This is a genomic window from Flagellimonas lutaonensis, assembly GCF_000963865.1.
Lineage (GTDB): Bacteria > Bacteroidota > Bacteroidia > Flavobacteriales > Flavobacteriaceae > Flagellimonas_A > Flagellimonas_A lutaonensis.
In genome coordinates this window covers 2473397-2498993 of the sequence record NZ_CP011071.1, presented here as the reverse complement: position 1 = coordinate 2498993, position 25597 = coordinate 2473397, and the positions used below count along the sequence as shown (strand labels likewise).

The 25597-nt window shown below is 43.8% G+C and carries 27 protein-coding genes and 1 tRNA gene; 13 read left to right on the top strand and 15 right to left on the bottom strand.

Annotation, left to right across the window (positions count from 1 at the left end; genetic code table 11):
- Positions 1–2 precede the first annotated feature (2 nt).
- From VC82_RS11660 to VC82_RS11630, 7 genes are all read right to left on the bottom strand, one after another.
- Complete coding sequence (locus VC82_RS11660) at positions 3–845, bottom strand: universal stress protein (RefSeq protein WP_045802528.1); 843 nt, start codon at positions 843–845, stop codon at positions 3–5.
- Between the two features lie 114 nt (positions 846–959).
- Positions 960–1820: a universal stress protein gene (locus VC82_RS11655; RefSeq protein WP_045802527.1), complete on the bottom strand. Its 861-nt coding sequence runs from the start codon at positions 1818–1820 to the stop codon at positions 960–962.
- 6 nt (positions 1821–1826) lie between these two features.
- Positions 1827–2669 carry a universal stress protein gene (locus VC82_RS11650; RefSeq protein ID WP_045802526.1) on the bottom strand — a complete coding sequence of 281 codons (843 nt, stop codon included), beginning with the start codon at positions 2667–2669 and terminating at the stop codon, positions 1827–1829.
- 12 nt (positions 2670–2681) lie between these two features.
- Positions 2682–3527 (bottom strand): universal stress protein, encoded by an 846-nt coding sequence (locus VC82_RS11645; RefSeq protein WP_045802525.1) that lies wholly within the window; start codon positions 3525–3527, stop codon positions 2682–2684.
- Between the two features lie 89 nt (positions 3528–3616).
- Entirely contained in the window at positions 3617–4474 is an 858-nt protein-coding gene (locus VC82_RS11640; RefSeq protein WP_045802524.1) for a universal stress protein, read from the bottom strand.
- A 98-nt stretch (positions 4475–4572) separates the two neighbouring features.
- Positions 4573–5625, bottom strand: coding sequence for a response regulator (locus VC82_RS11635; RefSeq protein ID WP_045803420.1), 1053 nt, complete (start codon positions 5623–5625; stop codon positions 4573–4575).
- 134 nt (positions 5626–5759) lie between these two features.
- A complete protein-coding gene (locus tag VC82_RS11630) occupies positions 5760–6998 on the bottom strand; it encodes a PAS domain-containing sensor histidine kinase (RefSeq protein ID WP_045802523.1) in 1239 nt (412 codons plus the stop codon).
- An 84-nt stretch (positions 6999–7082) separates the two neighbouring features.
- Between VC82_RS11630 and VC82_RS11625 the strand changes: the two genes are divergently transcribed.
- The gene (locus VC82_RS11625) at positions 7083–7496 is read left to right on the top strand and encodes a hypothetical protein (RefSeq protein ID WP_045802522.1); all 414 of its coding nucleotides are present in this window, start codon (positions 7083–7085) and stop codon (positions 7494–7496) included.
- An 8-nt stretch (positions 7497–7504) separates the two neighbouring features.
- Here VC82_RS11625 and VC82_RS11620 read toward each other — a convergent pair whose 3' ends face one another.
- Complete coding sequence (locus tag VC82_RS11620) at positions 7505–8326, bottom strand: universal stress protein (RefSeq protein ID WP_045802521.1); 822 nt, start codon at positions 8324–8326, stop codon at positions 7505–7507.
- Positions 8327–8352: 26 nt separating this feature from the next.
- Positions 8353–9102, bottom strand: a complete 750-nt coding sequence (locus tag VC82_RS11615; protein WP_170218300.1) for a hypothetical protein — start codon at positions 9100–9102, stop codon at positions 8353–8355.
- Here VC82_RS11615 and VC82_RS11610 point away from each other — a divergent pair.
- The 8 genes from VC82_RS11610 (at position 9089) to VC82_RS11575 (ending at position 16141) form a co-directional block, all read left to right on the top strand.
- Entirely contained in the window at positions 9089–10177 is a 1089-nt protein-coding gene (locus VC82_RS11610; protein WP_245615894.1) for an efflux RND transporter periplasmic adaptor subunit, read from the top strand. The two genes, VC82_RS11615 and VC82_RS11610, sit on opposite strands and share 14 nt — an antisense overlap.
- The gene (locus VC82_RS11605; protein ID WP_045802518.1) at positions 10174–11436 is read left to right on the top strand and encodes an ABC transporter permease; all 1263 of its coding nucleotides are present in this window, start codon (positions 10174–10176) and stop codon (positions 11434–11436) included. The genes VC82_RS11610 and VC82_RS11605 overlap by 4 nt, the downstream gene beginning before the upstream one ends.
- A 10-nt stretch (positions 11437–11446) precedes the next feature.
- Positions 11447–12121, top strand: coding sequence for an ABC transporter ATP-binding protein (locus tag VC82_RS11600; protein ID WP_045802517.1), 675 nt, complete (start codon positions 11447–11449; stop codon positions 12119–12121).
- A 104-nt stretch (positions 12122–12225) separates the two neighbouring features.
- Positions 12226–12309 (top strand) — tRNA-Leu (locus tag VC82_RS11595).
- 135 nt (positions 12310–12444) lie between these two features.
- Positions 12445–13344: a MerR family transcriptional regulator gene (locus VC82_RS11590; protein ID WP_045802516.1), complete on the top strand. Its 900-nt coding sequence runs from the start codon at positions 12445–12447 to the stop codon at positions 13342–13344.
- A gap of 11 nt (positions 13345–13355) precedes the next feature.
- On the top strand, positions 13356–14813 hold the full coding sequence (locus VC82_RS11585; protein WP_045802515.1) for a phytoene desaturase family protein: 1458 nt from the start codon (positions 13356–13358) through the stop codon (positions 14811–14813).
- A gap of 3 nt (positions 14814–14816) precedes the next feature.
- Positions 14817–15656 (top strand): phytoene/squalene synthase family protein, encoded by an 840-nt coding sequence (locus VC82_RS11580; RefSeq protein ID WP_045802514.1) that lies wholly within the window; start codon positions 14817–14819, stop codon positions 15654–15656.
- A 2-nt stretch (positions 15657–15658) separates the two neighbouring features.
- Positions 15659–16141: a sterol desaturase family protein gene (locus VC82_RS11575; RefSeq protein ID WP_045802513.1), complete on the top strand. Its 483-nt coding sequence runs from the start codon at positions 15659–15661 to the stop codon at positions 16139–16141.
- On the opposite strand, the gene VC82_RS11570 is transcribed toward VC82_RS11575, so the two are convergent.
- The 5 genes from VC82_RS11570 to VC82_RS11550 all read right to left on the bottom strand — a co-directional run bounded on the left by VC82_RS11570 (position 16108) and on the right by VC82_RS11550 (position 22503).
- Positions 16108–16668 (bottom strand): TlpA family protein disulfide reductase, encoded by a 561-nt coding sequence (locus VC82_RS11570; RefSeq protein ID WP_045802512.1) that lies wholly within the window; start codon positions 16666–16668, stop codon positions 16108–16110. The two genes, VC82_RS11575 and VC82_RS11570, sit on opposite strands and share 34 nt — an antisense overlap.
- Positions 16669–16845: 177 nt before the next feature.
- Positions 16846–19116 carry an aconitate hydratase gene (locus VC82_RS11565; RefSeq protein ID WP_045802511.1) on the bottom strand — a complete coding sequence of 757 codons (2271 nt, stop codon included), beginning with the start codon at positions 19114–19116 and terminating at the stop codon, positions 16846–16848.
- Positions 19117–19274: 158 nt separating this feature from the next.
- The gene (locus VC82_RS11560) at positions 19275–20228 is read right to left on the bottom strand and encodes an AAA family ATPase (protein WP_045802510.1); all 954 of its coding nucleotides are present in this window, start codon (positions 20226–20228) and stop codon (positions 19275–19277) included.
- A 3-nt stretch (positions 20229–20231) separates the two neighbouring features.
- Positions 20232–21668 carry a peptidylprolyl isomerase gene (locus VC82_RS11555; protein ID WP_245615892.1) on the bottom strand — a complete coding sequence of 479 codons (1437 nt, stop codon included), beginning with the start codon at positions 21666–21668 and terminating at the stop codon, positions 20232–20234.
- Entirely contained in the window at positions 21628–22503 is an 876-nt protein-coding gene (locus VC82_RS11550) for a hypothetical protein (protein ID WP_045802508.1), read from the bottom strand. The genes VC82_RS11555 and VC82_RS11550 overlap by 41 nt, the downstream gene beginning before the upstream one ends.
- Before the next feature lie 115 nt (positions 22504–22618).
- On the opposite strand from VC82_RS11550, the gene VC82_RS11545 reads away from it, so the two are divergent.
- From VC82_RS11545 to VC82_RS11530, 4 genes are read left to right on the top strand one after another with little or no spacing between them, the layout of a single operon-like run.
- On the top strand, positions 22619–23074 hold the full coding sequence (locus VC82_RS11545; protein WP_045802507.1) for an SRPBCC family protein: 456 nt from the start codon (positions 22619–22621) through the stop codon (positions 23072–23074).
- A gap of 14 nt (positions 23075–23088) precedes the next feature.
- Positions 23089–23331 carry a hypothetical protein gene (locus tag VC82_RS11540; RefSeq protein ID WP_045803419.1) on the top strand — a complete coding sequence of 81 codons (243 nt, stop codon included), beginning with the start codon at positions 23089–23091 and terminating at the stop codon, positions 23329–23331.
- Positions 23318–24472, top strand: coding sequence for a serine hydrolase (locus VC82_RS11535; protein WP_045802506.1), 1155 nt, complete (start codon positions 23318–23320; stop codon positions 24470–24472). Before VC82_RS11540 ends, VC82_RS11535 begins: the two co-directional genes overlap by 14 nt.
- Positions 24472–24990 (top strand): SRPBCC family protein, encoded by a 519-nt coding sequence (locus VC82_RS11530; protein WP_052699004.1) that lies wholly within the window; start codon positions 24472–24474, stop codon positions 24988–24990. The genes VC82_RS11535 and VC82_RS11530 overlap by 1 nt, the downstream gene beginning before the upstream one ends.
- Before the next feature lie 55 nt (positions 24991–25045).
- On the opposite strand, the gene VC82_RS11525 is transcribed toward VC82_RS11530, so the two are convergent.
- Positions 25046–25564, bottom strand: a complete 519-nt coding sequence (locus tag VC82_RS11525; RefSeq protein ID WP_045802505.1) for a fasciclin domain-containing protein — start codon at positions 25562–25564, stop codon at positions 25046–25048.
- Positions 25565–25597: the final 33 nt, after the last annotated feature.

The window sequence follows — 25597 nt, the reverse complement described above, 5'->3', positions numbered from 1 at the left end:
TTTTAAGGTTCTTGGGGCATTACCAAAAAGGGTATGGTGGCATGAAAACTTATCTTTTTGATGATGGGCTCAACAAACAACCGCTCAATGAAGGTGTGCTTATTTCGCACCATGGCCAAGAGCTGTGTGCCATGCTCTTGGTGAAAACGGTTGATCGCCGTAATGATCTCTTCGCTGGGCCAATCATGGAAACGATGTGGCAAGCCTTTCAACATCTTTTGCAGTTTGACCTTGTTCTTTTTCTGATCATCGGTCAACTCATATCCGGTTGAAACGTGCATCACCTCAATGCTCGAGCTGTGCTCTTTGGCAACGTGGAAAAGCATTTTAAGGTTACCCTCATTATAGTCTACTTCATAATCGGTAGGGAAATGTATCCTTTCGATATTTTCAAAAGCCTTGTTGGGCGGAATGACCAACAATGGCACCCCCACTTTTTTCATGACATGTACCGTGTTCGTCCCCAAAAAAATCTCCTTTGCTCCCGTAGCCCCTTGGGTTCCCATCACGACAATGTCTATGTTCTCATTATTGACCACTTCTTGAACCTCATCCACTAAAGTGTTGAAAGCCGCATGGGGCACAAGGTTGTGCCTTGGGTTGGGAAACGCTTCCACAAGTTTCTTCCTGAGCTTATCCAGCCGGTTCATGGCCAAGGTCTGGTACACATCCCCCAGACCAAATTGCCCAGGACTCTGAAGAATATACTCAGCCCTATAAACAGCAGGTGTGTACGTGTGCAATAGATAGAAGGTACAGGTGCTTTTGGCATACAACTGCAACGCATACGCTATGGCGTTGTATGCATTATCAGAAAAATCGGTGGGCAATAATATTCTCAACATAACACTAAGACTTTGACTTTTTTAAAGCTAGTGATGGCATGCAGAACATAATATGATTTTGGTCAGTTTATTCAACAGAAATGGACATTTCTGCCATGTAAGCATGATCAATGTTCACTGTACTGAGTGAATGACCAAAAAGGGTACTTTACAATGAAAAGCTACTTTTTTGATGACCGGTTCGTGGGTAATCTTCTCAAAAAAACTATGCCAATAGTTGATCATTGTAAGCAGGCCTATTTCTTCGTGGTTGCCGATGTAGTCATCTAAGTGCTTGACCAAACTTTTCCCGTTGGCCACCTCCCTCAATTCGTAGGAAATGCTCTTCAATCGCTTCGACAGAAGTTCCTTTGCCGTTTTCTGGTGCTCTAAAAGTTCTTCCTCTTTGCGAATGTGCATCGCTATCACCTTTGATTGGCACAATTGGGCAATTTTCACCAAAGGCGACAGTTCAAAAGCACCGTAGATATGTTCATACCCCGTGGCAAAAAGAATCTCTTTTGGCCTTTTCAACGGAAACTCTTGGGGCACAGCTATCAATGGACAAAAATCTATGGCCTTGATTATCTTCACCGTATTGCTCCCCATAAACACCTCTTTGAGGCCAGAGGCCCCCTTGGTGCCCATAACAACATAGTCAATATTAAGGTCGACCACGGCCCTGCCAACGGCGTTCACCAGAGAATCGGCCACCGATAATTTCTTAAATTGGTGTCGTGGGTGGGTACTGCCCTCTGTAAGTTCTTTGAACACACGGTCAAGTTCGCGTTCAGCCTGTTTTTTTATGGCCCTGAAAAACCGGGTGTCGCGTGCCCTATACATCTTTGATGTCAGTGCCGATGGGCCCGCCTCATAGGCATTGAGCAAATAAAAGGTACAATCGGCATCGGCAAATAACGTAACCGCATAGCGCACGGCATGCTGTGCATTTTTAGAAAAATCGGTTGGCAGCAATATGTTGAAACCAGTGTTCATTGTTTGTTATTCGGGCAATACCAATAGGGGAACCTTTGCACTAAAAGCTACTTTCTTGACCACAGGTTCTTGGGTAAGCCCCTCAAGAAATGTGTGCTGGTAACGAACCAGTGCGATCATATCTGCACCAACGGCCTCTGTAAAATCGGTAATGGCGTTGGCGACGGTCGACTTGATTGTTTCTCTATGAAACGATTGGCCGATACCGGCCAATCGATTGCCGAGAATCTTCTTGTTCCGCTCTTGCGTTTTGGTCAACATAAACTGTTGGGCAACGTGCAACACGGCAATATTTGACTTCCAGGTCTTGGCCAGTTCAATTAAAAAACCCAAACTTCCCTTTTTAAAAAAATGGGTGAATTCAGTTGGAAAAACAACCGTTTCTAGCTTCTTGAAGTCATGCTCCCTAGGTACCGCCAGCACAGGGCATATAGCTACCTTCTTCAAAACTTTGACGGTATTGCTTCCCAAAAAAATACGTTTGGCACCCGTGGCCCCCTTGGTGCCCATTACTACTAGATCGATATCTTTTTCTGCGATGATTTCCAAAATGTTCTCTTCAAGCGCACCCGGCCGTGAAAGGGTTTCAAATTGGTGCTCGGCACTGGTATTTTGGTCTGTTAGGGCCTGTATGGTTTTTTGAAGACCTTTCTTTGAAGCCTTGTCAACGGCCTCATAGACAGTACCGGCCCTACTGGAAACATTAAGGCCCACCAGGTTCTCGATATGCGGCTCATAGACATTCAATAGGTAAAACTGGCAGGTTTCGCCCGAAAAAAGCTTCAATGCCGTGAAAATGGCGTTCCAGGCATACTCTGAAAAATCGGTGGGCAACAAAATTTGTTTCATGGCTTCACTTGTTCATCTCGGTAAATTCTGCATAACCAAAAAGGGAACCTTTGCTGTGAGCCCGATTTCGTCCACAGTGGAGCGATAGAGCATATCTTCAACAAAAGAGTGTCTTGAGTTTACCATTACCAATAGGTCTATGGCGTTTGATCGTATATAGTCCATTATGGCCTCGGCTTTGTTGCGAACGCCCGTACGCTCAAAAGACACATAGCAGTCGCAACAGGCATCCTGCAAAAAGCGCTTATTGTCCAATTGTCGGTGGCTTAAATCTTCAAAATCAGAAATATAGAGCAGATGTATCTCAGATTTAAACTGTCGGGCCAGATCGGCCAACAATTTCAGTTCCCTTCTTTTATAGGGGACCATAAAATCGGTGGGGAAGGCTATATTTTTGGGCTGACGGTATTCAAACTTCATTGGCACGGCCAACACTGGACAACTGACATACTTGAAGACCTGCACTGTATGGCTCCCAAAAGTGACCTTGCTTTTTTGGTTTTTGCCCCGTGTACCCATAACCACCAAATCGATGTTCTTTTGGTTGACCACATCGTTCACTGCATCGACCAAAGATTCAAATACACTGATCGTCTCAAAGCTGTGCTTGGGGTTGGGGGGTGTCTCGATTACATCGTCAACCAGTTTTGAAAGCTGTTCATCCACATTTTCTTTAACCATTTCTTTCCGTTGGTCAAACTCTTTTTCAGAGACATTTTTGAAGTCACCATACACCTCATCGGCATAGGCATGCAATAAGCAAAAATGGGTGCGTTCGCACCAATAGAGTTTCTCTGCAAAGTCTATGGCGTGACGTGCGTTTTTAGAGAAATCTGTGGGAATCAAGATTGTCTTCATGGCAAAAAATCGATTGTCACTTAAATGTATGGCGGTACAATTTTTTAAACTATGACATTGGTCAACTCAAAAAAAGAAGCAAATTGGTGCTACTCATGAATCACAAAAAATGGAACATTGGTATGGAAGCTAATCTTCTCTACCAAGGGGTCAAAAAGCATTTGCTGTAGAAAATTCAGGTTCTTGGCCACCATGATCATCATGTCGATATCCCTGCTTTCGACAAAGCATTGTATGGCCGCATTCACGCTTTTGTTGGTAAGGGTATGAAAACTGTTGTTTTCAGGGAAACTCTCCATCAAAAAATCATGAAGGTATTCTTGGTTCTTCTTCTGTTCACTTGTCAGAATTCCGCCCAATCTGGTCACATGCATCACCCTAAGATTCCCCTCATCGCCCAATCGGATCATTTCTGACAGCGCTTCCAGAATCTTGTGCGAATAAAAGATGTTGTAATCTGTCGGAAAAGCGATTTCCTCAGGTCTCTTGAGCGCTGCTTCTTTGGGGATGACCAAGGTGTTGTAAGGAACCTTGGTGATCACATCGCCTGTGTTACTGCCAATGATTCTCTTGCGAAGCCCAGTAGCCCCCTTGGTACCCATTACAATCAAATCGATTTTCTTTTCTTTTGCGTGCTTTTTAATGGAGTCGATGAAGAAGCCGTGATCATGAATGCCGAAGAAGTGGTGCTTTTGGTTAGTGAAGTGGTCTTCGGCCGCTTTTAAGAAATCGTTGAGCTGCTTCTTGGAGGCGGTCATTCTGGTTCCATTGGCAACCCCGGTTCCATTGCCATTGCCTTCATTTTCAGTAACAACGGCATATTCTACCAAATCGCTCACATGCAAGCAATAAAAATTGCATTCCACCTCTTTGAATAGCAATTGGGCATATTGTATTGCCTTCCATGCATCCTCAGAAAAATCAGTTGGGATTAGGATGTTCTTCATTCCATTATACACTTACCCAACAAATGTAGAGGGGTACGGTGCTCGAAAAAATGACAAATATCAGTTAGCAAACTTGTGGCCAGTGATTGCGCCCCCTTTTAGATCACCGACTGTAAGCCCTTGACATCTAAAATCTTAATGTTTCGTCCCCCCACCTCTATAAGCCCTTGCTTTTTAAAGTTCGATAGGGTTCGTATCAGGCTTTCGGTAGCAATGCCCGCCACACTGGCCAAATCGCTTCTGGCTATATTGATGGGCTGGTCGGGGCCTTTTTTAAGTATCTCGGCGAACTGCAGCAAGGTGCGCGCGGTTTTCTTGCGCACCGAACCATAGGCCATTTGAAGCAATTTGTCTTTGTATTCCGATATGTTCGATGAAAGCAATTCCATCAACTCCATTGAGACATCTTGGTTGCTTTCAACCAAATGCTTCAGTTCAGATTTCGATATTTTTGCGAGCTCTACCTCTTCAACCGCTGCGGCACTCTCTCTGTAGGTCACATTATCGATAAAGGAAGTAAGGCCCAAAAAGTCGTCAGCGTGGTGCAAGCTGGTTATCAACTCTTTGCCATCTTCATCCATACGGTAGCATTTGACAACGCCCTTTAAAATGAGAAAGACATTATTGGCATGTGCATTTTCATCAAAGATGATGGCCCCCTTTTCATATTTCTCCACAGTACCATGGTCGTCGATAAAATTTTTCAGTTGGTGCAAGGTGTGCACCCCTTCTTGGCCGCCATCGTTGTTCAATGAAGTGGCCACCTCGTTGTTGGCAAGTATCTGGGCTTTGGCAAGGCGACTTTCTATGGCACTTATAAGCTCGTCTTCTTCAAAGGGCTTGGTAAGGTAGTCGTCGGCACCCATATCCATGCCCTTTCTAACCTCTGAACGCTCGGTCTTTGCCGAAAGAAATATGAAGGGAATCTGCTGGGTCTGGGAATCTGATGAAAGTTCTTTCAATACCCCGTAGCCATCCATTTCGGGCATCATGATATCACAAACGATCACGTCGGGGGCCTCTTGCCGGGCCAAGTCTACACCAATACAGCCATTCGGTGCGGTCACCACTTCGTACCCTGAGAGTTCCAATAATTCTTCTATATTTTCCCTCAACGACAGATCATCTTCGATTAACAGTACTTTTTTCACGCGTTTAAATTTCAATAATTAATTGATAACAAGGTAATTATAAAATTGAGAATGCCCGCAACCATTTCGTTCTCGCTTTAAAAATTTTAATCATTTCTTTTGTGAATTAGCTTTAAAATTTCTTGATGCTGGTTTCATGACCCTAATTTAGAGTTTTTGTAAGGAAGCTTCAACTCAAACTCAGAACCTTCGCCTTCGGTGCTTGTAAAAGAAATATCCCCTCCCAAATTTCCGATATGCAGCTTTGCAATATTCAATCCGATACCGGTACCCTGGGTCAATAGTGCATTTCCGGCCCTGTAATAGCGTTGAAAAATGTGTTTCTGGTCATCTTTTGGTATACCTATGCCCTCGTCAATTACCTTTATCGTAATATGGCCATCTCCCTTGCTGGCCCTCAAATCGATGGTAGCATCTTCAGGGGAATATTTGATGGCATTATGGATAAGATTGGATAGTACCAATTCAAGAATTTTTTCGTCAAATTCCAAAATTATATCATCAATATCATTGGGATAAAGAATTCTTTGGCCCGTTTTCAACAACATGTTCGAATCGTACACCACCTCATTGACAACCTTGCTCAACGCAAATGAGGTGATGTTGTACTTGACCTTGCCAGACTCCAACCTTTCCACCGAAAGAAAGTCATTTAAAATGTTGTTCAGGTATTTGACCTTGGCCATTATGGTTGCCAAGTGCTTGTTCCGTTTTTCTTGCTGTTCGGTCTGGGTATATTTGGAAAGCAACATGGTAGATGTCGATATGGCACTCAACGGGGTCTTGAACTCGTGAGACACCAGTGAAAGGAATTTTGTTTTTAGTTCGCCTAGTTCCACTTCTTTTTTAAGAGACGCTTTGGCCTTTTCCTCAGCTTCTTTTCTTCGTTTTACCTCATCTCTCAATTCACTGACAGTTGTCCGCAATTCTTTGGTACGTTGTTCAATCTTTTGTTCAAGTTGAGCATTGAGTTCCCTTATCTTTGATTCCTGCTCTTTCTGTTTAGAAACATCTAAAATAAGGGCCATGATATAGGTGTTGCCATACAATTCGAAGGGGTTCAGACCAACCTCGACCGGAAATTGAGCCCCGTCTTTACGGATACCAAATAAATCTAACCCAGCACCCATACGCCTTTTTTCACTGCGTTTGAGAAATTTTTTCACATGCCCCTTATGTGCAGCATGGTATTTTGATGGAATCAAGGTGTTCAGCGATTTGCCCACAAGCTCCCCGTCTGCATATCCGAACATTTGACAGGCAGATCCATTACTAGCCACTATTAGTTGTTCCGCGTTGACCACCAATATCCCTTCAGATATCGCCTCGGTCAATAATTGAAAGATGTTACTGTTCTTCTCAAAAACCTTCATGTACCCAAAGGTACTATTAACTGATTTATATCATAACATCAAATCATCATGCTGTCGTACATTTGTATCCATAATGTAACCAAGATGGTACTTTCAAATTCACCTGAAATCAGCAACACGTTTTACCAAAAGGTTGGATGTCTGTTCTATGCCATTGCCATGGCCGATAGAACCGTACACGTAAAAGAGCTTGATACGCTCAAGAAGATTGTACGTGAAAAATGGCTGTCTTTGGATGAAACAGAAGACGAATTCGGTACCGATTCGGCCTTTCAGATAGAGATTGTTTTTGACTGGTTATTGGAATACGAAAAAGAAAGCCGTGATCGTTTTGATGAATTTGTCGATTTTTTTCACGAACATCCATCAATTTTTACCAAAAAGGTAAAAGCATTGATCTACGATACGGCCAATGCCATTGCCGGGGCTTTTTCTGGCAAAAACAAATCGGAGCTCATGCTCTTGGGCAAACTGGAATTGCTGTTCAAGAAAGACTGACCCCACTGTTAAATTCTTATGGTAAGTACAGGCACCGTTGAGCGTTTTGCCATTTTCTCCCCAATGCTTCCCTTAAAAAAATGAACCAGCCCTTTTCGGCCATGGGTGGGAATTACCAGTAAGTCGGCGCCCTGCCTTTCACAAAAGTTCATGACCCCTTCTCCAACGGAATAATCATTGGCCACGTGCACATCTATGGTTCCACCTGCCAAGGCCTTAAAAACATCTATTTTCTTTTCAATCTCTTTTGTACTCTTGAAATTATGATATGGGAGGTTGATGTACACTACCTCCATCTGGGCAGCGAACGTGTCGGCAAACGCCTTGGCCTTTTTGTAGGCATCAATGGTCTCTTCACCCAAGTGGGTCGAGAACACCATCTTTTTTATTTCGAACGAAGAATGTTCTTTTTTGATGACCAGAACGGGCACCGATGAGGTTCTAATGACCTTGTCGGTATTTGACCCCACCACCAAGGTGCCGATTCCTCCGTTTCCATGTGACCCCATTACAATAAGGTCAATGCCCTTTTCACTGGCAATTTCATCAAGCTCACTGAATATCTTGTAGTTCTGAAGCATTATCTCAACCTCTATTCCCTCTAGAAAAGGCTTTTCCAATAAAGGCCTAAAGCGTTTTTTGGCAAGGTTCATATAATATTGTGCCTCTTGGTGTTCTTGTGTTTCACTCTTGGCCAAAACCGCTTCTGAAAGCCCCAACATATGTAACACAAGTATACTGGCATTGGTCTGCCTGGCAAGATGTGCCGCTGCTTCCAGCGCGAACAATGAATGTTTTGAAAAATCTATGGGAACCAAAATACTGTTCATGCGATAACGTTTATTTTTGGCCGGGGCTAGAAGTTACCGGCAATTTTGTTAGCGGCTTCAATTGCCATTTTTTCTGCTACAACCACGTTCGATTGCTCTAATTGCGACTCATCGTTGGGTCTTAACAACCAATAGGTCTCAGTAGCCAACAAATGGCCACCTTCTTCAATAATTGTCTGTTCGAACAATTTTTGGGCCCGTTTTGTCGAGCCACTACCAATAGTTATGGCAACTACCTTTTGGCCATCGATATCTATTTGGTCTTTGATCGCCTCGACCATGGCCCGGTCAGGTGCCCAGTTGTAGGTGTTGGCACAAAACACCATCATGTCGTACTCACCAGGCAAAACATCATTCAAAGCCCGTACAGAAACTACCTGCGCACCAATGCCATTTGCCGATAAGCCCTTGGCGAACGCGGTGCACACACGCTCATCTAAATTATAAAAAGGGTCACCGTCAAAAGCAATCAATGCAATGGTAGATTCTTTGTTACCAAAGAACTGACTATAATAAGGGCCTTTTTGTTGCACATACAGGGTAAGTAGCCACCATACCAACAATATGCCCAGGACCAGCCAAAACAAAATCTTGATAAATCTCTTTACCTTTATCATAGTATCAGAATCCGAACCGATTACAAGGTAGCCAATACCAAGACCCTGTAAAATGACAATTATCATTGCCAAATGGCCTATGCCAATATATTTTGGGACCAAATAGCATTCTATGTGCCGTTCGAAAAAATGTACCGATTGCCCTTTGCGAATAGGCATAGTTCTTTTTTCCTTGGTGGCTGTTCTTTTGAATTCCTGCGGCAATGATGGTGAAAAGGTACTACCGTTGACAATCGATATAACAGAGTCGGTATATGCCTCGGCATTGGTACAGCCCGATAGCCTGTACGATGTGCATGCCCCCGTTAATGGCATATTGGACCACATACAGGTTCAAGAGGGCGATACCGTACAGCAAGGCGATGTGCTGTTTAAGATTATCGATACCAATCCCTTGCTCAATTCAAAGAACGCCAAATTGAACCTAGAACTGGCAAGGGCGAACTATGGGCCCAATTCGCCCATCTTAAAAAAGATACGGGCCGATATCGATGCCGCACGCCTTTCACTGACCAACGATTCGATCAACTATTACCGTCAAAAACGATTGTGGGAGCAGAAAATAGGGTCAAAAATGGAATACGATTCCAGAAAATTGGCCTATGAACTGTCCCAAAAAAAATTGAATCGCTTGCAAAGCGAGTATCGTAGAATGGAGAAAGAGCTCGCCATACAGTTTGAACAGGCCAAAAACACCTATATAAGTACCCAGACCAATGCCGAAGACTTTACCGTGCGTAGTAAAATCAAAGGAACCGTATACGCCGTCAACAAAGAACCCGGTGAATTGGTGACCACCTCACAACCACTGGCAGCAATTGGCAGCTCAACAGATTTTCTTATTGAAATGCTGGTCGATGAAGTCGATATCGTAAAACTACACAAGGGCCAACGTACGTTTATCACCCTAGATGCATACCCCAACAAAGTGTTTGAGGCCCATATCACCAAAATATATCCTAAGAAAGATGAGAAATCGCAGACCTTCAAAGTTGAGGGTGTATTTGATGAATCCCCAGAAACGTTGTACCCCGGTCTGGCCGGTGAAGCCAATATCATCATTGCCACCAAGAAAAATGCCCTGGTCGTTCCGAAGGCATATTTCATGGACGACTTTCATGTCTTGACCGAAGACGGGCCGGTAAAAGTAACCACAGGGCTACAAAACCTTGAGTACGTTGAAATCGTTGAGGGCCTTACCAAGGATACCGAAATTATCAAGCCTACACAATGACCAATTGGAAAGTAATCTTAGAAATTGCCAAAACACATCTGTTGACCAAGATGAAATCTACCGTAACAGCTTCTCTGGGAGTCACCTTTGGCATAGGTTCGTACATTACCTTGGTAAGCTTCATGACCGGGCTGAACCAAATGCTCGACGACCTTATACTGGATCAAACCCCACATATTAGGCTTTACAATGAAATTGCCCCCTCTGACAGACAACCCATCTCATTCGTTGATGAGTTTACAGATGCCGTGAATGTGGTACGTTCGGTCAAACCAAAACAGAACCAAGAAAAGATACACAATGCTCTTCCGATCCTATCATATCTAAAGGAAAATGAGCTAGTAAGGGGCGCCATGCCCCAGGTCAAGGCGCAAATATTTTACCTTTCAGGTTCCATAGAGCTGGGCGGCAACCTCACAGGCATCGATGTAATGCAAGAAGTGCGCCTGGCCAATATGGGCGATTACATTGTAAAAGGAAGCCCCGAGGCCCTTGAAAACAATAAAAGCGGCATACTTCTTGGGGCGGGTCTTGCCAAAAAAATGTCGGTAGATGTGGGTGACCGAATACAGGTCAGCACACCCACGGGCAATGTAACACCCTTAAAAATCGTCGGAATCTACCAAAGCGGTATCGCCGATCTCGACAACATTCAAAGTTTTGCCAATCTAAAGACCGTGCAACGCATTCTAGGTGAGGCCGAGAATTATGTGACCGATATAAACATGAAGCTGTACGATATTGGCCAGGCCCCAGACTTGGCCAAATCGCTGGAACGACAGTTCAACGTAACGGCCATTGACATTCAACGGGCCAATGCACAGTTTGAAACCGGTTCTAGCATCCGTAACCTTATTACCTATGCCGTTTCGGTAACCCTGCTGATCGTGGCCGGTTTTGGCATCTATAATATTTTGAATATGCTCATCTATGAAAAAATGAAGGATATCGCCATCTTGAAGGCAACCGGATTCTCGGGTACCGATGTACAGATGATCTTTATGAGCCAAGCGCTCATTATCGGTATCATCGGTGGGATATTGGGACTTTTTATAGGGTTCTTACTCTCTAAGACCATAGACAACTTGGCCTTTGAGACCGAGGCATTGCCCACCATTACCACCTATCCCGTAAACTATAACGTTTTCTATTATGTGGTGGGTATAACCTTTGCGCTTATATCGACTTTTGTAGCGGGCTACTTCCCCTCGGCCAAAGCCAAACGAATTGACCCCGTACGAATTATCAGGGGCACCTAATTTTTGAAGGATGGATTTGGTGTTGGAAACAAGGCATATCAACAAATACTTTAAAAACCCGGTGCTCTTTCACGTGCTGAAAGACATCAGCTTCGGCATCAAAAAGGGTGAATTTGCCTCCATTATGGGCAAATCAGGGTCTGGAAAATCTACACTGTTGTACATTCTTTCGACCATGGACACCGATTACGAGGGAAAACTTTTTCTCAACGGGGAGATGGTGAGTGGAAAACCACATTCAGAATTGTCCAAGATCAGAAACAAGCACATCGGTTTTGTGTTTCAGTTCCATTACCTTCTCTCTGAGTTCAGCGTGCTTGAAAACGTGATGCTTCCTGCTAAAAAACTGGGCGCCAAGACCAATGGACAGATCGAACACGATGCCATGGAAAAACTACGTATGCTCAACATACCACATTTGGCCAATAAGCGGGCCTCTCGTATTTCTGGCGGTGAAAAACAACGGGTTGCCATTGCTAGGGCCCTGATCAACGACCCCGACATTCTTATGGGCGATGAGCCTACCGGCAACCTTGACAGTTACAATGCCGAGAACGTGTTCAATATTTTCAAGGACTTGAAGGAAACCCAAAATCTGTCGCTGTTGGTGGTGACCCATGATGAGGATTTCGCAAAACGAACGGATCGGATCATTCAGATGGAAGATGGCAAAATTCTTACATGAGCAATGTTCCCCGTCCACTTTTTAAATTGGATTTCAAGCATCGTCCATGAAAATAAATATGATTCAAGTAAAAATACTTTTCTATATTTGCCATCCCAAAAAATGCCCACGTGGTGGAATTGGTAGACACGCTACCTTGAGGGGGTAGTGTTCGAAAGAACGTGCTGGTTCGACTCCAGTCGTGGGCACTTTACCTTTTTTGATTTCCTTGATTTTCAGCACTTCACTTCCTGTCAAATTTTCCAATTACCAAAAAATTAACGATACCTTAGGGCTGTTACGTTGATTTAATTGTAAATTTGTTTAACTTTTTTAGAAAAAAAATGAACAATGTAAAACAATCGTTCAGTATCAGGGATATGGAAAATCTCTCTGGAATAAAGGCACATACCATTCGTATATGGGAGAAACGCTATAATCTGTTCAAGCCTGAAAGAACCAGTACCAATATTCGTACCTATAGCCTGGCCAGCCTTCAAAAACTATTGAACATTACCCTACTATACAACAATGGATTTAAGATTTCGAAAATTGCAAAAATTCCCGAAGAGCAAATACCTGAAAAGGTTCATGAAATTATTGCCAATACCAGTGAAAACAGCCATGCCATAAACGCCCTCAAATTGGCCATGGTAAATTTTGACCAAAACCTTTTCTACGAAACGTATAATTCACTGCTGGCCGAGAAGTCGTTCAAGACGGTGTTCTATGAGGTCTTTATTCCACTTTTGACCGAATTGGGGCTCTTATGGCAAACTGATACCATAAGTCCGGCGCATGAGCACTTTATCACCAATTTGATCAAACAGAAAATCTATGTGCACACCGAAAAACTGCAGACGAAACCCCCTACGAGGCATGACAAGGTGTTTGCCCTATTTTTACCTGAGAACGAAATCCATGAGATCGGGCTGTTGTATGTGAACTATGAAATACTGCTCAAAGGCTACAAGACAATTTATCTGGGCCAGACCATGCCCCTTGAAAATTTGTCTGACCTACTGAAATATTACGATAATCTATGCTTCGTTTCGTATTTCACAGTCTCGCCCACAAAAGATAGATTGGAAAAATATATTGCAGATTTTTCAAATAACCTCAACCGCCATGGCGAATCAAGGCTTTGGGTGTTGGGGAGACAGGTACGGCAATTGGAGCTGAAAGAACTTCCACCCGTGGTCACCATATTTGAATCGATAGAAGAACTGTCAAAATCGCTTTAGAATCCCAACAAATGAAAAAAGCTGTTGTTATCGGTTCAGGGTTCTCATCATTGTCATGTGCCTGCTATTTGGCCAAAAACAACTTTGACGTCACCATTTTAGAAAAAAATGCGACGGTCGGCGGTAGGGCCAGACAGTTCAAAAAAGACGGTTTCACCTTTGACATGGGCCCTAGTTGGTACTGGATGCCAGATATTTTTGAAAACTTTTTCAACGATTTCGACAAGAAGGCTTCAGACTATTACCAGCTTGACAAACTCGATCCGGCCTACAAAGTATTTTTTTCAGATGACCAAGTAACCATTGGCGATAGCTTGGATAAAATTTGTGAAGAGTTTGAAAGGTTGGAAGTCGGTAGCAGCAATGAGCTCAAAAAATTTATGGCCAAGGCCAAAAAAAATTACCAAATCGCCATCAACGATATTGTGCTAAGGCCGGGGCAATCGCCCTTTGAACTGGTGACCCCTGAAACCATTATGCGGGTTGATCAATTCTTTAAAAACATTAGTCAAGAAGTCAGAAAAAGGGTAAGCGACCCAAAATTGATTTCAATACTGGAATTTCCTGTGCTTTTTTTGGGCGCTAAACCCAGTAAGACCCCATCGTTTTACAGTTTTATGAACTATGCCGATTTTGGCTTGGGCACGTGGCACCCCAAGGGCGGAATGTACGAAATCGTAAAGGCAATGACCGCTTTGGCGCATGAACTGGGTGTTGGCATCGAAACGAACAGCCCGGTTGATAAAATCAATGTAGAGAATGGCAAAGTAATCTCTGTTACGGCAAATGGAAAAGATATTGCATGTGATATGGCAATCAGTGGTGCAGACTATAGCCATACCGAAACCCTACTCGATTCTCGGTACCGGCAATTCTCAGAAACGTATTGGCAAAAAAAGACCTTTGCCCCCTCAAGCCTGTTGTTCTATGTGGGCTTCGACAAAAAACTACGTGGAATAGGCCACCACAACCTATTCTTCGACACCGATTTTGACGAACATGCAAAAGAAATCTATGACCGGCCACAATGGCCAACAGAGCCCTTGTTCTATGCCAATTTTCCATCGGTGACAGATGACAGTATGGCTCCAAAAGGATGCGAGACTGGATTTTTCTTGATACCCATTGCTCCCGGACTTGAAGATACCGAAACCCTACGTGACCAATATTTCGACATCATCATCGACAGGTTTGAAAAACGCACCGAGCAAGAAATCAAGAATAATATTATATTTAAGGAGAGCTTTTGCGTAAAAGACTTTATCAAAGACTATAATTCTTACAAGGGCAATGCCTACGGAATGGCGAATACACTGCGGCAGACCGCCTTTCTTAGACCTCCCTTAAAAAGTAAGAAGGTCAAGAATCTGTTTTTTACAGGTCAATTGACCGTTCCGGGGCCCGGCGTACCACCAGCTCTGATATCGGGAAAATTGGTTTCAAATCTCATTACCAAACAATACAGTTAATACATGAAGGCAATTTTTGACAAGGTCTCATACCAATGCAGTAAAACGGTCACAAAATCGTATAGCACATCGTTTTCGCTGGCAACCAAAATGTTGGGCCCCAACATTAGATCGCACATTTATAATATTTACGGCTTTGTCAGATTTGCCGATGAAATTGTCGATAGCTTTCATGACTATGACAAGAAAGAACTGCTGAACCATTTTGAAGAGGACCTCGATAAGGCACTTTCCCAAAAAATCAGCCTAAACCCAATACTCAACGCCTTTCAACATACCTACCACCAATATGGTATTCCGCGACATTTGGTAGATGCCTTTATGCGCAGTATGCGGATGGATTTGACCAAAAAAGAGTATGCCACCGAGAATGAGTACAGAGAATACATCTATGGTTCGGCAGATGTGGTCGGCCTCATGTGTCTTTGCGTATTTGTAAAGGGCGATAAAGAAAGGTATGGTGAATTGAAAGAGTCTGCCATGGCTTTGGGCTCTGCCTTTCAAAAGGTAAATTTTTTGCGCGACCTAAAAGCAGATTTTGAAGATCTGAACAGAACCTACTTCCCACACATCGACCTGGCCAAGTTGGATGAAGTTTCAAAAAACCGTATTGTCGAGGAAATACGTGATGACTTCAAAAAGGGGCACGCCGGTATTGCCAAATTACCGAACGACTCTAAATTTGGGGTGTACACGGCATACAAATATTACAGCAAACTATTGGACAAGTTGGTGAAAACACCTCCTTTGGAAATAAAAAACACCCGAATTCGGGTGCCCAATTATCAAAAATTTGGGCTATTGGCTACATCATATGTCAGTTATAAATTGAATTTGGTATAAGCATGAAAACACTGATTTGGATAGTTATTTTTCTGGCAACTTTCTCTTTTATGGAGTTCATGGCATGGTTTACCCACAAATACATTATGCATGGTTTTTTATGGAGCCTGCACAAAGATCACCATAAAAAAGACCACGATTCATGGTTTGAACGGAACGATGCCTTTTTTCTATTCTATGCAGTGGTGAGCATGGTCTGCTTCTATCTTGGTGCCCAGACCGAATTCTGGTATGGCTGGCCGCTTGGCTTTGGAATTTTGGCCTATGGCATCGCCTATTTCACGGTACACGATATTTTTATACACCAGCGGTTCAAGATATTCAGAAATGCCAACAATTGGTATGCGCGCGGTGTACGCAGGGCCCATAAAATGCACCACAAACATTTGGGCAAAGAAGACGGTGAGTGCTTCGGTATGCTGGTAGTGCCTTTCAAGTATTTTAAAAAGAACTACTCTTCCAAGAGTTCTTCCAAAAGATTGTGAACCACGCTTGAGTCCCAATCGGCAATTTCGTTTTCATGGATCACAATGTAACCGTTCTTGTCGATTATGTATGAAGAAGGTACCTCTTCAACATCTATTGGTGTCTTTTCACCAATTATCAAATAAGTGACCGGAAAGGTAAACCCCTGCTTTTGCATGAATTCTTCGACCGGGGCCCTTTCTTCATTGGTGATTATGTAGAAATCAAGCTTTCCCCGGTACGCATCATACAGCTTTTGCACGCTGGCCAATTCTGCTTCAGAAGGCAACCGCCAAGATGCCCATAGATTGATGAAAATCACACGACCCTTTGACTTTTCAAAATTGAAGAAGTTCCAATCCGCATCTTTCAGCTTCCAATCGTAGTCGGTTATCTGCTTCCTTTCAGCCTTTTCAATTATTTTGGGTGATGTGGCAAAGATCCTGTTCAGCCAAATTTTTGAATAATGCCCTAAGGGCGTAACAAAGAATGATACAACAAAAAGTATGAGCAGAAGGTTGAGAAAGGTCTTTTTTTTGAATTTCATGCACTCACATTTTCAAAATGAAAGGGATTGTCCAAAAAAAGTCCTTTAATGGCTTCTATGGGAAGCAAATTGTTACGATAACCTGTGTTGGCCCAAGAAATAGTGACACCTTTCGGCCACAAAGCGATAATAACTGACTTATTTTGGACAACCCCTTAATTCAATATTTTGAATGCACTACGCATTCTGCCTTTTGATCAAGTTCAACGCCGATCCTTCTTTGAACCATGCGATTTGGGTGTCGTTGTATGAATGGTTCGCCATGATAATATCTTTGCTTCCATCATCGTGCACCACTTCTATGGTCAACGGCTTGTCTGGTGCAAATGAGTCGATATCCAAAAAGTTGAAGGTATCGTCTTCTTGAATTTTGTCGTAATCACTTTCATCGGCAAACGTCAGTGCCAACATACCCTGTTTCTTAAGGTTGGTCTCATGTATTCTGGCAAATGATTTGACCAATACAGCAGCCACGCCCAAATGTCTGGGTTGCATGGCCGCATGCTCACGGGACGATCCCTCACCATAATTATGGTCGCCCACCACTATGGTCTTGATCCCTTTTGCCTTGTAGGCCCTTTGTGTATCGGGCACGCTACCATACTCACCGGTCAACTGGTTCTTTACAAAATTGGTTTTCTTGTTAAAGGCATTGACCGCACCAATCAAGGTATTGTTCGAAATATTGTCAAGGTGCCCCCTGAAACGAAGCCATGGCCCTGCCATGGAAATATGGTCAGTGGTACATTTGCCATACGCCTTGATCAACAATTTCATGCCTTTTAATTCTTCGGGTTTGATAGGCTCAAACGGTTCAAGCAACTGCAAACGCTCAGAATCTTTGGCTACTTTGACCTCTACACTGCTACCGTCTTCTTTGGGTGCAATATAGCCGGCATCTTCAACAGCGAAGCCCTTTGGCGGCAGTTCGTAGCCCCTTGGCTCATCTAACATTACCTCTTCCCCATCTTCATTGATCAATTTATCGGTCATGGGGTTGAAATCAAGCCTACCGGCGATGGCAATGGCCGTGACCAGCTCTGGAGAGCCCACAAAGGCCAAGGTGTTCGGGTTACCATCGGCACGTTTGGCAAAGTTTCTATTGAACGAGTGAACGATGGTGTTTCGGGGCCCATTGGCCGCCTTATCACCATATCGGTCCCACATACCAATACATGGCCCACAGGCATTGGCAAATACCGTGGCCCCTATCTTGTTGAACGTATCTATAAACCCGTCGCGCTCGATGGTATAGCGAACCTGCTCTGAACCGGGAGTGATGGTAAAATTCGATTTGGTTTTCAGATTCTTCTCAGAAACCTGTTCGGCCAAGGAGGCAGCCCGTGAAATATCTTCGTATGATGAATTGGTGCATGAACCTATGAGCCCATATTCAACATTCAGCGGCCAGTCGTTCTCTCTTGCGGCCTCTCCCATTTTAGAAATAGGGGTAGCCAAATCTGGAGTAAACGGCCCGTTCAAATGGGGCTCCAAGGTATCCAAGTCGATTTCAATGACTTGGTCAAAGTATTTTTCTGGGTTTTCATACACTTCGGGATCGGCGGTCAAATGCTCTCTTACCTCTCGGGCGGCATCGGCCACATCGGCACGATCGGTGGCCCGTAGGTATCGGTCCATAGAATCGTCATATCCGAAGGTTGAAGTAGTGGCCCCCACTTCAGCACCCATGTTACAAATGGTGCCCTTACCCGTGCAAGACATTGAGATGGCCCCTTCACCAAAATATTCGATGATGGCTCCTGTGCCACCTTTTACGGTAAGAATATCGGCGACTTTCAAGATGACATCCTTGGGGGCAGTCCATCCTGATAGCTTTCCTGTCAGTTTCACCCCGATCAATTTCGGAAACTTGAGCTCCCATGGCATTCCGGCCATGACATCCACGGCATCGGCACCACCAACACCGATGGCCACCATACCCAATCCGCCAGCGTTCACCGTGTGCGAATCGGTTCCGATCATCATTCCCCCCGGAAACGCATAATTTTCTAAAACCACTTGGTGGATAATACCTGCACCGGGTTTCCAAAATCCGATTCCATATTTATTTGAGACCGACTCCAAAAAATCAAAGACCTCGTTACTGGTTTCATTGGCCCTCTTCAAATCGGCCTCGGCCCCAACCTTTGCCTGAATCAAGTGATCACAGTGGACAGTGGTTGGAACGGCGACCTTGGGCTTGCCCGCATGCATAAACTGAAGCAGGGCCATTTGGGCCGTAGCATCTTGACACGCCACACGATCGGGTGCAAAATCCACATAATCCTTGCCCCTGGTAAAAGCCTTTGTGGGGTTTCCTTCCCATAAATGCGAATACAAAATCTTTTCTGCCAAGGTAAGGGGTCTTCCCACCAACTTTCTCGCTATTTCTACCCTTTCACCCATGGTAGAATAAACGTTTTTGATCATGTCAATGTCAAATGCCATTTTTCAATAGAATTTTTAGATTACAATTCGATAAAATTACAAAATAGAAACGGGCTTTGAAACTATAGCCGTACTGTTTAATGCGCTTTTTTACAGTTGTCAAAAAACGGCGCCGCTATTTAACTCATTAAAACTTTTTGAAGCTGAAAAATGAGACTTTATAACAGACTTTCTATGATTTCTTCTATGGAGATGCCCTCTGCCTCGGCCTTATAGTTTTTAAGAATTCTATGGCGCAATATACCGGGCGAAACAGCCTTTACATCTTCGATGTCTGGTGAGAACTTACCAGAAACGGCTGCATGGGCCTTGGCCCCCAAGACCAGATTCTGCGAAGCCCTGGGCCCTGCGCCCCAGTCGATATAGTTTTTTACAAAGTCTGAAGCTCCCTCAAGTGTGGGGCGTGTTTTGTTCACGAGCTTGACCGTATAGTCGACCACGTTATCGGGTACCGGTATACGTCGTATCAGTTGTTGCACATCTATGATGGCATCGGCACTAAAGAGCGTGTTGAGCACCACCGAACGGTCTGAGGTGGTAGCCTTGACAATGTTGATCTCTTCTTCCACAGAAGGATACCCCAATTTGATCGCAAACATAAAGCGATCTAACTGGGCCTCTGGCAACGGATAGGTGCCTTCTTGCTCAATGGGGTTTTGGGTCGCCAATACGAAGTAGGGCGATTCCAGTTTATGTCGCTGTCCAGCAATGGTCACGGCACGCTCTTGCATGGCCTCCAACAATGCGGCCTGTGTTTTTGGAGGGGTCCGGTTGATTTCATCGGCCAGAATAATGTTGGCGAAAATCGGGCCCTTTATGAATTTAAAATTACGGTCTTGGTCAAGGACTTCGCTACCCAAAATATCACTGGGCATTAAGTCAGGTGTAAACTGTATGCGCTTAAAATCAAGCCCCAAGGTCTGGGCAATAGTATTGACCATCAGGGTCTTGGCCAAGCCGGGCACCCCAATAAGCAACGAATGTCCGCCTGTATAGATAGACAGCAAGATTTGGTCAACGACCTCATCTTGCCCAATTATTACCTTACCAATCTCGTTTTTAAGTGCCTTGTGTTTTTCAACAAGGTTTTTGATAGCAGCTACATCAGACATGCATTATTCTTTTAACCAGTTGTTGGCAAAATTGCAGTCTTTGTTTTCTGGATCTACGTGTATGTAGGTATCTTGAATGTGCTCGGCCATCCATTTTTTTATGGCCTTCAGCTGTTTTTCGCGTAGGGCCAATTCTTGGATTTTTATATAGTCTTTTGCAAAGTCGGCCACATGCTCATCGTAGCGGTTCGAGATTTTCATGATCTTGAATTTGGGAGGCCCTCCCCTAGGGTCATCTTCACGAATGGGTTTCGATATTTCTCCATCTTTCAAATCCCTGACCTGGTTGTAAAGGGCGGGATCCATTTTTGTGAGTTCAAACCTTGAATCGAAATTGATCGGGTTCCTTAAGAGGCCTCCGTCAAACTTGGTTTCCTTCTCATCAGAAAAGTTACGCGCGGCATCGGCAAAGGTGTACTTGCCATCAAGAATATGCTGACGTATGGTATCGAGCTCTTTGACCGCATCTTTGATGGCCTCCTCAGAAATTTCGGGTATCAACAAGATGTGCCGAACGTCGCGTTCTTGCCCCCTAATTTTTTCAACCTTTATAATGTGGTACCCAAACATGGTCTCGAAAGGTTCTGAAATCTCGCCCTCTTGTAGGCTAAAGGCCACATCTTTGAACTCTTTTACAAAAGGGGTCTCTTTGGTCATGCCCGGATATAGGCCGCCCCTTGATTTCGAACCGGGGTCTTGTGAGTACAAGATAGCCTTTACATTAAAACTGGCGTCATTTTCCTCGATATCTTGCTTGATACCCTTTAACCGGTCGATCACCCTTTGCTTTTCTTCTTCAGAAGCCTTTGGTTGTTTCACAATCTGGGCAATCTCAAGCTCGGCGCCAAAAACGGGGCGTTGGTCTTCGGGAATCTTGAAAAAGAATTGCCTCACCTCTTCGGGGGTTACCTCAATATCTTCAACGATCTTGCTCTGCATTTTTTCAGAGAGCATTCGCAGTTTATTGATTTCAAACAACTCTTTGCGAAACGATTCCAAATCGGGCTTTTTGTAATACTTCAGCATTTTTTCGATGCTGCCGATACGCGACACCAGTTCATTGATCTGCGCATCGCTTTGTGCGTTCACTTGGTCGTCTGATACCAAAAGGCTGTCTTGTACAGCTTGGTGGGCATAAAGCCTATCTTCCATCAATTTGCCCAACAGTTGGCAATGGGTAATATCTTCTGTAGAGGCCCCTTGACTGCGCAGATCGATCAATGTTTTCTCGATATCGGAATCAAGGATCACATAATCGCCCACTACCGCAGCAATGCCATCGACCTTTACCTTGGTGCGCGAACCATCGGATTCATTTGTCACCTGTGTCTCTGGTGCGTCTTGGGCCCGAGTGGCCAACAAGCCAAAAACGACCGCCAAAAACGGCAACAGTCGGTGCTTATCTATAAAGTTCAAATTCATTCTTTTTGATCGCTTCATCTATGATTTCGGTTTCAATTTTTTTGATTTGCTCCAATCTTCTTCTGTTTAGGATGATCTGTTTGATGTTTGGGGTGATATATGATAGGGGAGCCACTTCATTTTCTTCCAAAACATTTGTGACCTTTCCCAAATATACCCCTAAAGAATCCTGTAGTTCAAAAAATTGTGATTTTTTTAAGTACCTATCCTGATTGTCCGAACTAAGGGGCGCTATTTGCCAAATTACCTTAGAGGCATCTACCCATACAGAATCGTTAAGGTGCAATTTTTTAAACTGTACGGCAATTGAATCCAAATATATCTGGTCTTCATTGGTAAAATTTCTAAGCCTTTTCTCCACCTCGTCTTTGTTCAAAAACTGGTTGGGAAGCATTACAAATCGAAGTTGTACCAATTTTTCATTCAACCTAAAGTTCTCCTTTTGATTTTCGTAAAAATTTTTAAGTTCTGTATCGCTTATCAACGTATCGCTCGACTGCTCGACAAGCAGGTTTAGATAGGCTCGGGTGTATAAATCTGTGCGATAATCATCCACCAATTTATCAAATAGTGCCAATTGATCTTCAGGAAGGTTGATTTTGGCCTTAGACATTAAAAGTTGTTTGGCCGCCCACTTATTGATGTAGTTGACCACAAAGGCGGCACTATCTTGTGGTGAAAGTCCTTTGTCCAATAAAGGAGCAATGTCTTCATGGTACAAAAATGCTTCCCCGACCCTTGCTAGGGGTTCGTTTTCTTCCTTATCCCTCAAAAAAGAACCACAGGAACCAACAAGAATCAATAACCCCGCAAAAACAAGCTGTCTTTTGTATATTTTGGCCAGGAATTGCATTGGGCAAAAATAACAATAACTTCATCCTGAACAAGCAGTGTCCCTTTCATTAACAGATTTTTAGTAGGCGGCACAAATCAATATTTTAGTACATTAGATACCTAAACCAATACCGATGAAGTATACTACCGAGATTACAGTTGACCTGCCCCGTGACGAATTCATCAAAAAGCTCGACAATCCTGAAAACATGAAGCATTGGCAGCGGGGGCTTGTGAGCTACGAGCAACTTTCTGGAACACCCGGTGAAGAGGGGGCGAGAATGAACCTTAAATACAAGATGGGAAAGCGAGAGCTTGAAATGGTCGAGACAATCATCAAACGAAACCTGCCCGAAGAATTTCATGTGACCTACGATGCCAAGGGCGTGCACAACATACAAAAAAATTATTTCAAGGAGGAAGACGGAAAAACCCGTTGGATATCGGAAAGCGAATTTCAATTCTCTTCGCTGGGCATGAAATTAATGGCCTTTTTAATGCCTGGGGCCTTTAAGAAACAGTCGATGAAGTATGCCGTCGATTTTAAAAATTTCGCCGAAAAAGGTATTTCAGTACTTGATGACCAATAACGATGGAAGATTCAGTGGATCAAAAGATCAAACTTATTTGGGATTTTAGAGGACCGGCCGCTGCCAAAACGGCCGAACACCACCAAAAACACCTGGCCGAGTTCATCTTTCACGAAAAACTCAACAACGATATCACAGGGTTCACGCATTTCAGCGACATGCACAGCATGGCCTATATGGTCGTCAATAAGATAGAAATGAAAAAGGTTCGTGATGCCTTGAAACCCCATAGAGGAGAAGTGTATGAAGAAAACTGAACAACTTTCGCGCTCAATCTTTCTCTTTGTCGCGGTTGGCCTTTTGTTCCTTAGCTGCACCCAAAACCAAGCTGTAAACCCTTTAGAGCAAGCTCTGGCCTCCGCTGATGGGAGAATCAAAAGGGTGATGGACAGTCTTGACCAATACGAGCTACAAATTCGCTACACCCAAATTGACCGCTTCGGCGATAGCATAGTCTTTACCGATTATGATTTTCAGGTTGATGAAAATGCCTATTTCTACCCTGCCAGTACCGTCAAGTTTCCGGCAGCGGTGGCCGCACTTGAAAAACTGAACGAAATCGATTCTTTGGACACGGATACCCGTTTTTATGTTGAAGGCGACTCTGTCGAAACCACTTTTTCTGAGGCCATTTTACAAATTTTCACAGTCAGTGATAATGTTGCCAACAACCGTTTGGTTGAATTTTTGGGGTTTGACGATTTGAACGGTCGCATGCGAAGACGGGGGGTAAAGCCCATTCGAATCGCACACCGGCTCTCAACCGATAATGCCGACGAGGTTACGACAAAACCGTTGGTCATTTATTTGAATGACAGTACCACCGCTACCACCAAACCCATTACCAGCGGTGCACCCCGGCCCCTTGAACTAATGGAGATAAAAAAGGGAACCGGGTTTTATGTACAAGATTCGCTTCACAGGGGGCCTTTCGATTTCGGACTGAAAAACTACTACCCGATCACCGCACAGCACGCTTTGTTGAAACGGATAGTTTTTCCGGATCAATTCATAAGCGAAGAGCGGTTTAACTTAAGTGAATCGCAACGTGGGTTTCTACTAGATGCCATGCAGTTACTGCCCCAAGAGGTGGGGTACGACTCTGAAGAATATTATGACAGTTATGGCAAATTCTTCATTTATGGCGATAAAAAAGAGACCATGCCCGACCATGTCAGCATTTACAACAAGGTTGGCTATGCGTATGGCACGTTGACCGACTGTGCTTACATACACGATGAAAAGAACAAGATTGAGTTTATGGTCACCGCCACCATATTGGTCAACAAAGATGGCATATTCAACGACAATGTTTATGAATATGACGAAGTGGGCATACCTTTCTTGGCCCAATTGGGCCGTGAACTTTATCATTATGAATTAAACCGAAAAAGATAATGGAACAGCTACGTTTTGACCAGTTCACCAAAAAGATCTATATAAAGGCGCCGCTCCAAAAATTATATTGGTGTTGGGCCACAAAGGCCGGTATTGAAACTTGGTTCTTGAGAAAAGCCGTTTATACCGCTTCAGATGGCGACACCAGAAAACCAGATGATTTCATACAATCGGGCGATACCTATACTTGGGAGTGGCACAATTGGGACGGTCAGGAAAAAGGAACCATATTGCAGGCCAATGGCAAAGATTTTTTAGACTTTTCATTTGCAAATGACGTGTGCAAGGTCTCTGTGAAACTCGAAGAAAAAGAAAGGGCCACACTGCTCACTTTAAAGCAATATGACATGCCCACCGATGAAGAGACCAAAATGAACATTTATAATGGGTGTAGTTGCGGGTGGACCTTTTGGCTGGCCAATCTAAAAGCCTATCTAGAGCATGGCATCGTCCTGAATGAAACCGAGTTTGACCTTACCGATATTCCCCAAGCGGGGCACGTTTATGTGAACATGTAAAAACAGAAGGCACCGCCGAAGCGGTGCCCATCAACCAAAACAAAAATCAAACAACTTATTTGGGCATGACCACGTCTTCAATTACGTGAATCACCCCATTGGAGGCCATTACATCGGTTTGTGCTATTTTACTATAATTGCCGTGGGCATCTTTTAGGTAAATTCCACCATTTTTGCTCATGGCTGTCAATTTGGCGCCGTTCAACGTAGTAAGCGTTGCCTTGCCACCACCAGACTCAAGGGCCGCCGCCACATCTTTTGCCTGCAGCTTCCCTGACACAACATGATAGGTCAAGATAGCAGCCAATTTATCTTTATTCTCTGGCTGCAAAAGGGCGTTCAGCGTATTTGAATCAATTTTTTCAAATCCCGCATTTACTGGGGCAAATACCGTAAAGGGGCCATCCCCCTTTAAGGCGCCTACCAGATCTGCCGCCTTAAGGGCGGTCACCAGCGTTGAAAAGTCATCTTGTGAAACAGCCATGTCCACAATGTCCTTTCCCTTTTGGGCCATTGTGATTTGGGCAAATAGAAACAAGGTAATCGATGAGATAATTAGAGCTACTTTTTTCATTTTTATTGTTTTTAGATTTAGAAATAAAATGTT

Bases quoted from the DNA above. Each gene is read 5' to 3' on its own strand.
- VC82_RS11555 (WP_245615892.1), bottom strand. From the start codon at position 21,668: ATGAAGCGATCAAAAAGAATGAATTTGAACTTTATAGATAAGCACCGA.
- VC82_RS11655 (WP_045802527.1), bottom strand. From the start codon at position 1,820: ATGAACACTGGTTTCAACATATTGCTGCCAACCGATTTTTCTAAAAAT.
- VC82_RS11625 (WP_045802522.1), top strand. From the start codon at position 7,083: ATGGTACTTTCAAATTCACCTGAAATCAGCAACACGTTTTACCAAAAG.
- VC82_RS11525 (WP_045802505.1), bottom strand. From the start codon at position 25,564: ATGAAAAAAGTAGCTCTAATTATCTCATCGATTACCTTGTTTCTATTT.
- VC82_RS11560 (WP_045802510.1), bottom strand. From the start codon at position 20,228: ATGTCTGATGTAGCTGCTATCAAAAACCTTGTTGAAAAACACAAGGCA.
- VC82_RS11630 (WP_045802523.1), bottom strand. From the start codon at position 6,998: ATGAAGGTTTTTGAGAAGAACAGTAACATCTTTCAATTATTGACCGAG.
- VC82_RS11530 (WP_052699004.1), top strand. From the start codon at position 24,472: ATGGAACAGCTACGTTTTGACCAGTTCACCAAAAAGATCTATATAAAG.
- VC82_RS11640 (WP_045802524.1), bottom strand. From the start codon at position 4,474: ATGAAGAACATCCTAATCCCAACTGATTTTTCTGAGGATGCATGGAAG.
- VC82_RS11575 (WP_045802513.1), top strand. From the start codon at position 15,659: ATGAAAACACTGATTTGGATAGTTATTTTTCTGGCAACTTTCTCTTTT.
- VC82_RS11550 (WP_045802508.1), bottom strand. From the start codon at position 22,503: ATGCAATTCCTGGCCAAAATATACAAAAGACAGCTTGTTTTTGCGGGG.
- VC82_RS11580 (WP_045802514.1), top strand. From the start codon at position 14,817: ATGAAGGCAATTTTTGACAAGGTCTCATACCAATGCAGTAAAACGGTC.
- VC82_RS11535 (WP_045802506.1), top strand. From the start codon at position 23,318: ATGAAGAAAACTGAACAACTTTCGCGCTCAATCTTTCTCTTTGTCGCG.
- VC82_RS11660 (WP_045802528.1), bottom strand. From the start codon at position 845: ATGTTGAGAATATTATTGCCCACCGATTTTTCTGATAATGCATACAAC.
- VC82_RS11645 (WP_045802525.1), bottom strand. From the start codon at position 3,527: ATGAAGACAATCTTGATTCCCACAGATTTCTCTAAAAACGCACGTCAC.
- VC82_RS11650 (WP_045802526.1), bottom strand. From the start codon at position 2,669: ATGAAACAAATTTTGTTGCCCACCGATTTTTCAGAGTATGCCTGGAAC.
- VC82_RS11600 (WP_045802517.1), top strand. From the start codon at position 11,447: ATGGATTTGGTGTTGGAAACAAGGCATATCAACAAATACTTTAAAAAC.
- VC82_RS11605 (WP_045802518.1), top strand. From the start codon at position 10,174: ATGACCAATTGGAAAGTAATCTTAGAAATTGCCAAAACACATCTGTTG.
- VC82_RS11615 (WP_170218300.1), bottom strand. From the start codon at position 9,102: ATGCCTATTCGCAAAGGGCAATCGGTACATTTTTTCGAACGGCACATA.
- VC82_RS11570 (WP_045802512.1), bottom strand. From the start codon at position 16,668: ATGAAATTCAAAAAAAAGACCTTTCTCAACCTTCTGCTCATACTTTTT.
- VC82_RS11565 (WP_045802511.1), bottom strand. From the start codon at position 19,116: ATGGCATTTGACATTGACATGATCAAAAACGTTTATTCTACCATGGGT.
- VC82_RS11590 (WP_045802516.1), top strand. From the start codon at position 12,445: ATGAACAATGTAAAACAATCGTTCAGTATCAGGGATATGGAAAATCTC.
- VC82_RS11585 (WP_045802515.1), top strand. From the start codon at position 13,356: ATGAAAAAAGCTGTTGTTATCGGTTCAGGGTTCTCATCATTGTCATGT.
- VC82_RS11620 (WP_045802521.1), bottom strand. From the start codon at position 8,326: ATGAACAGTATTTTGGTTCCCATAGATTTTTCAAAACATTCATTGTTC.
- VC82_RS11545 (WP_045802507.1), top strand. From the start codon at position 22,619: ATGAAGTATACTACCGAGATTACAGTTGACCTGCCCCGTGACGAATTC.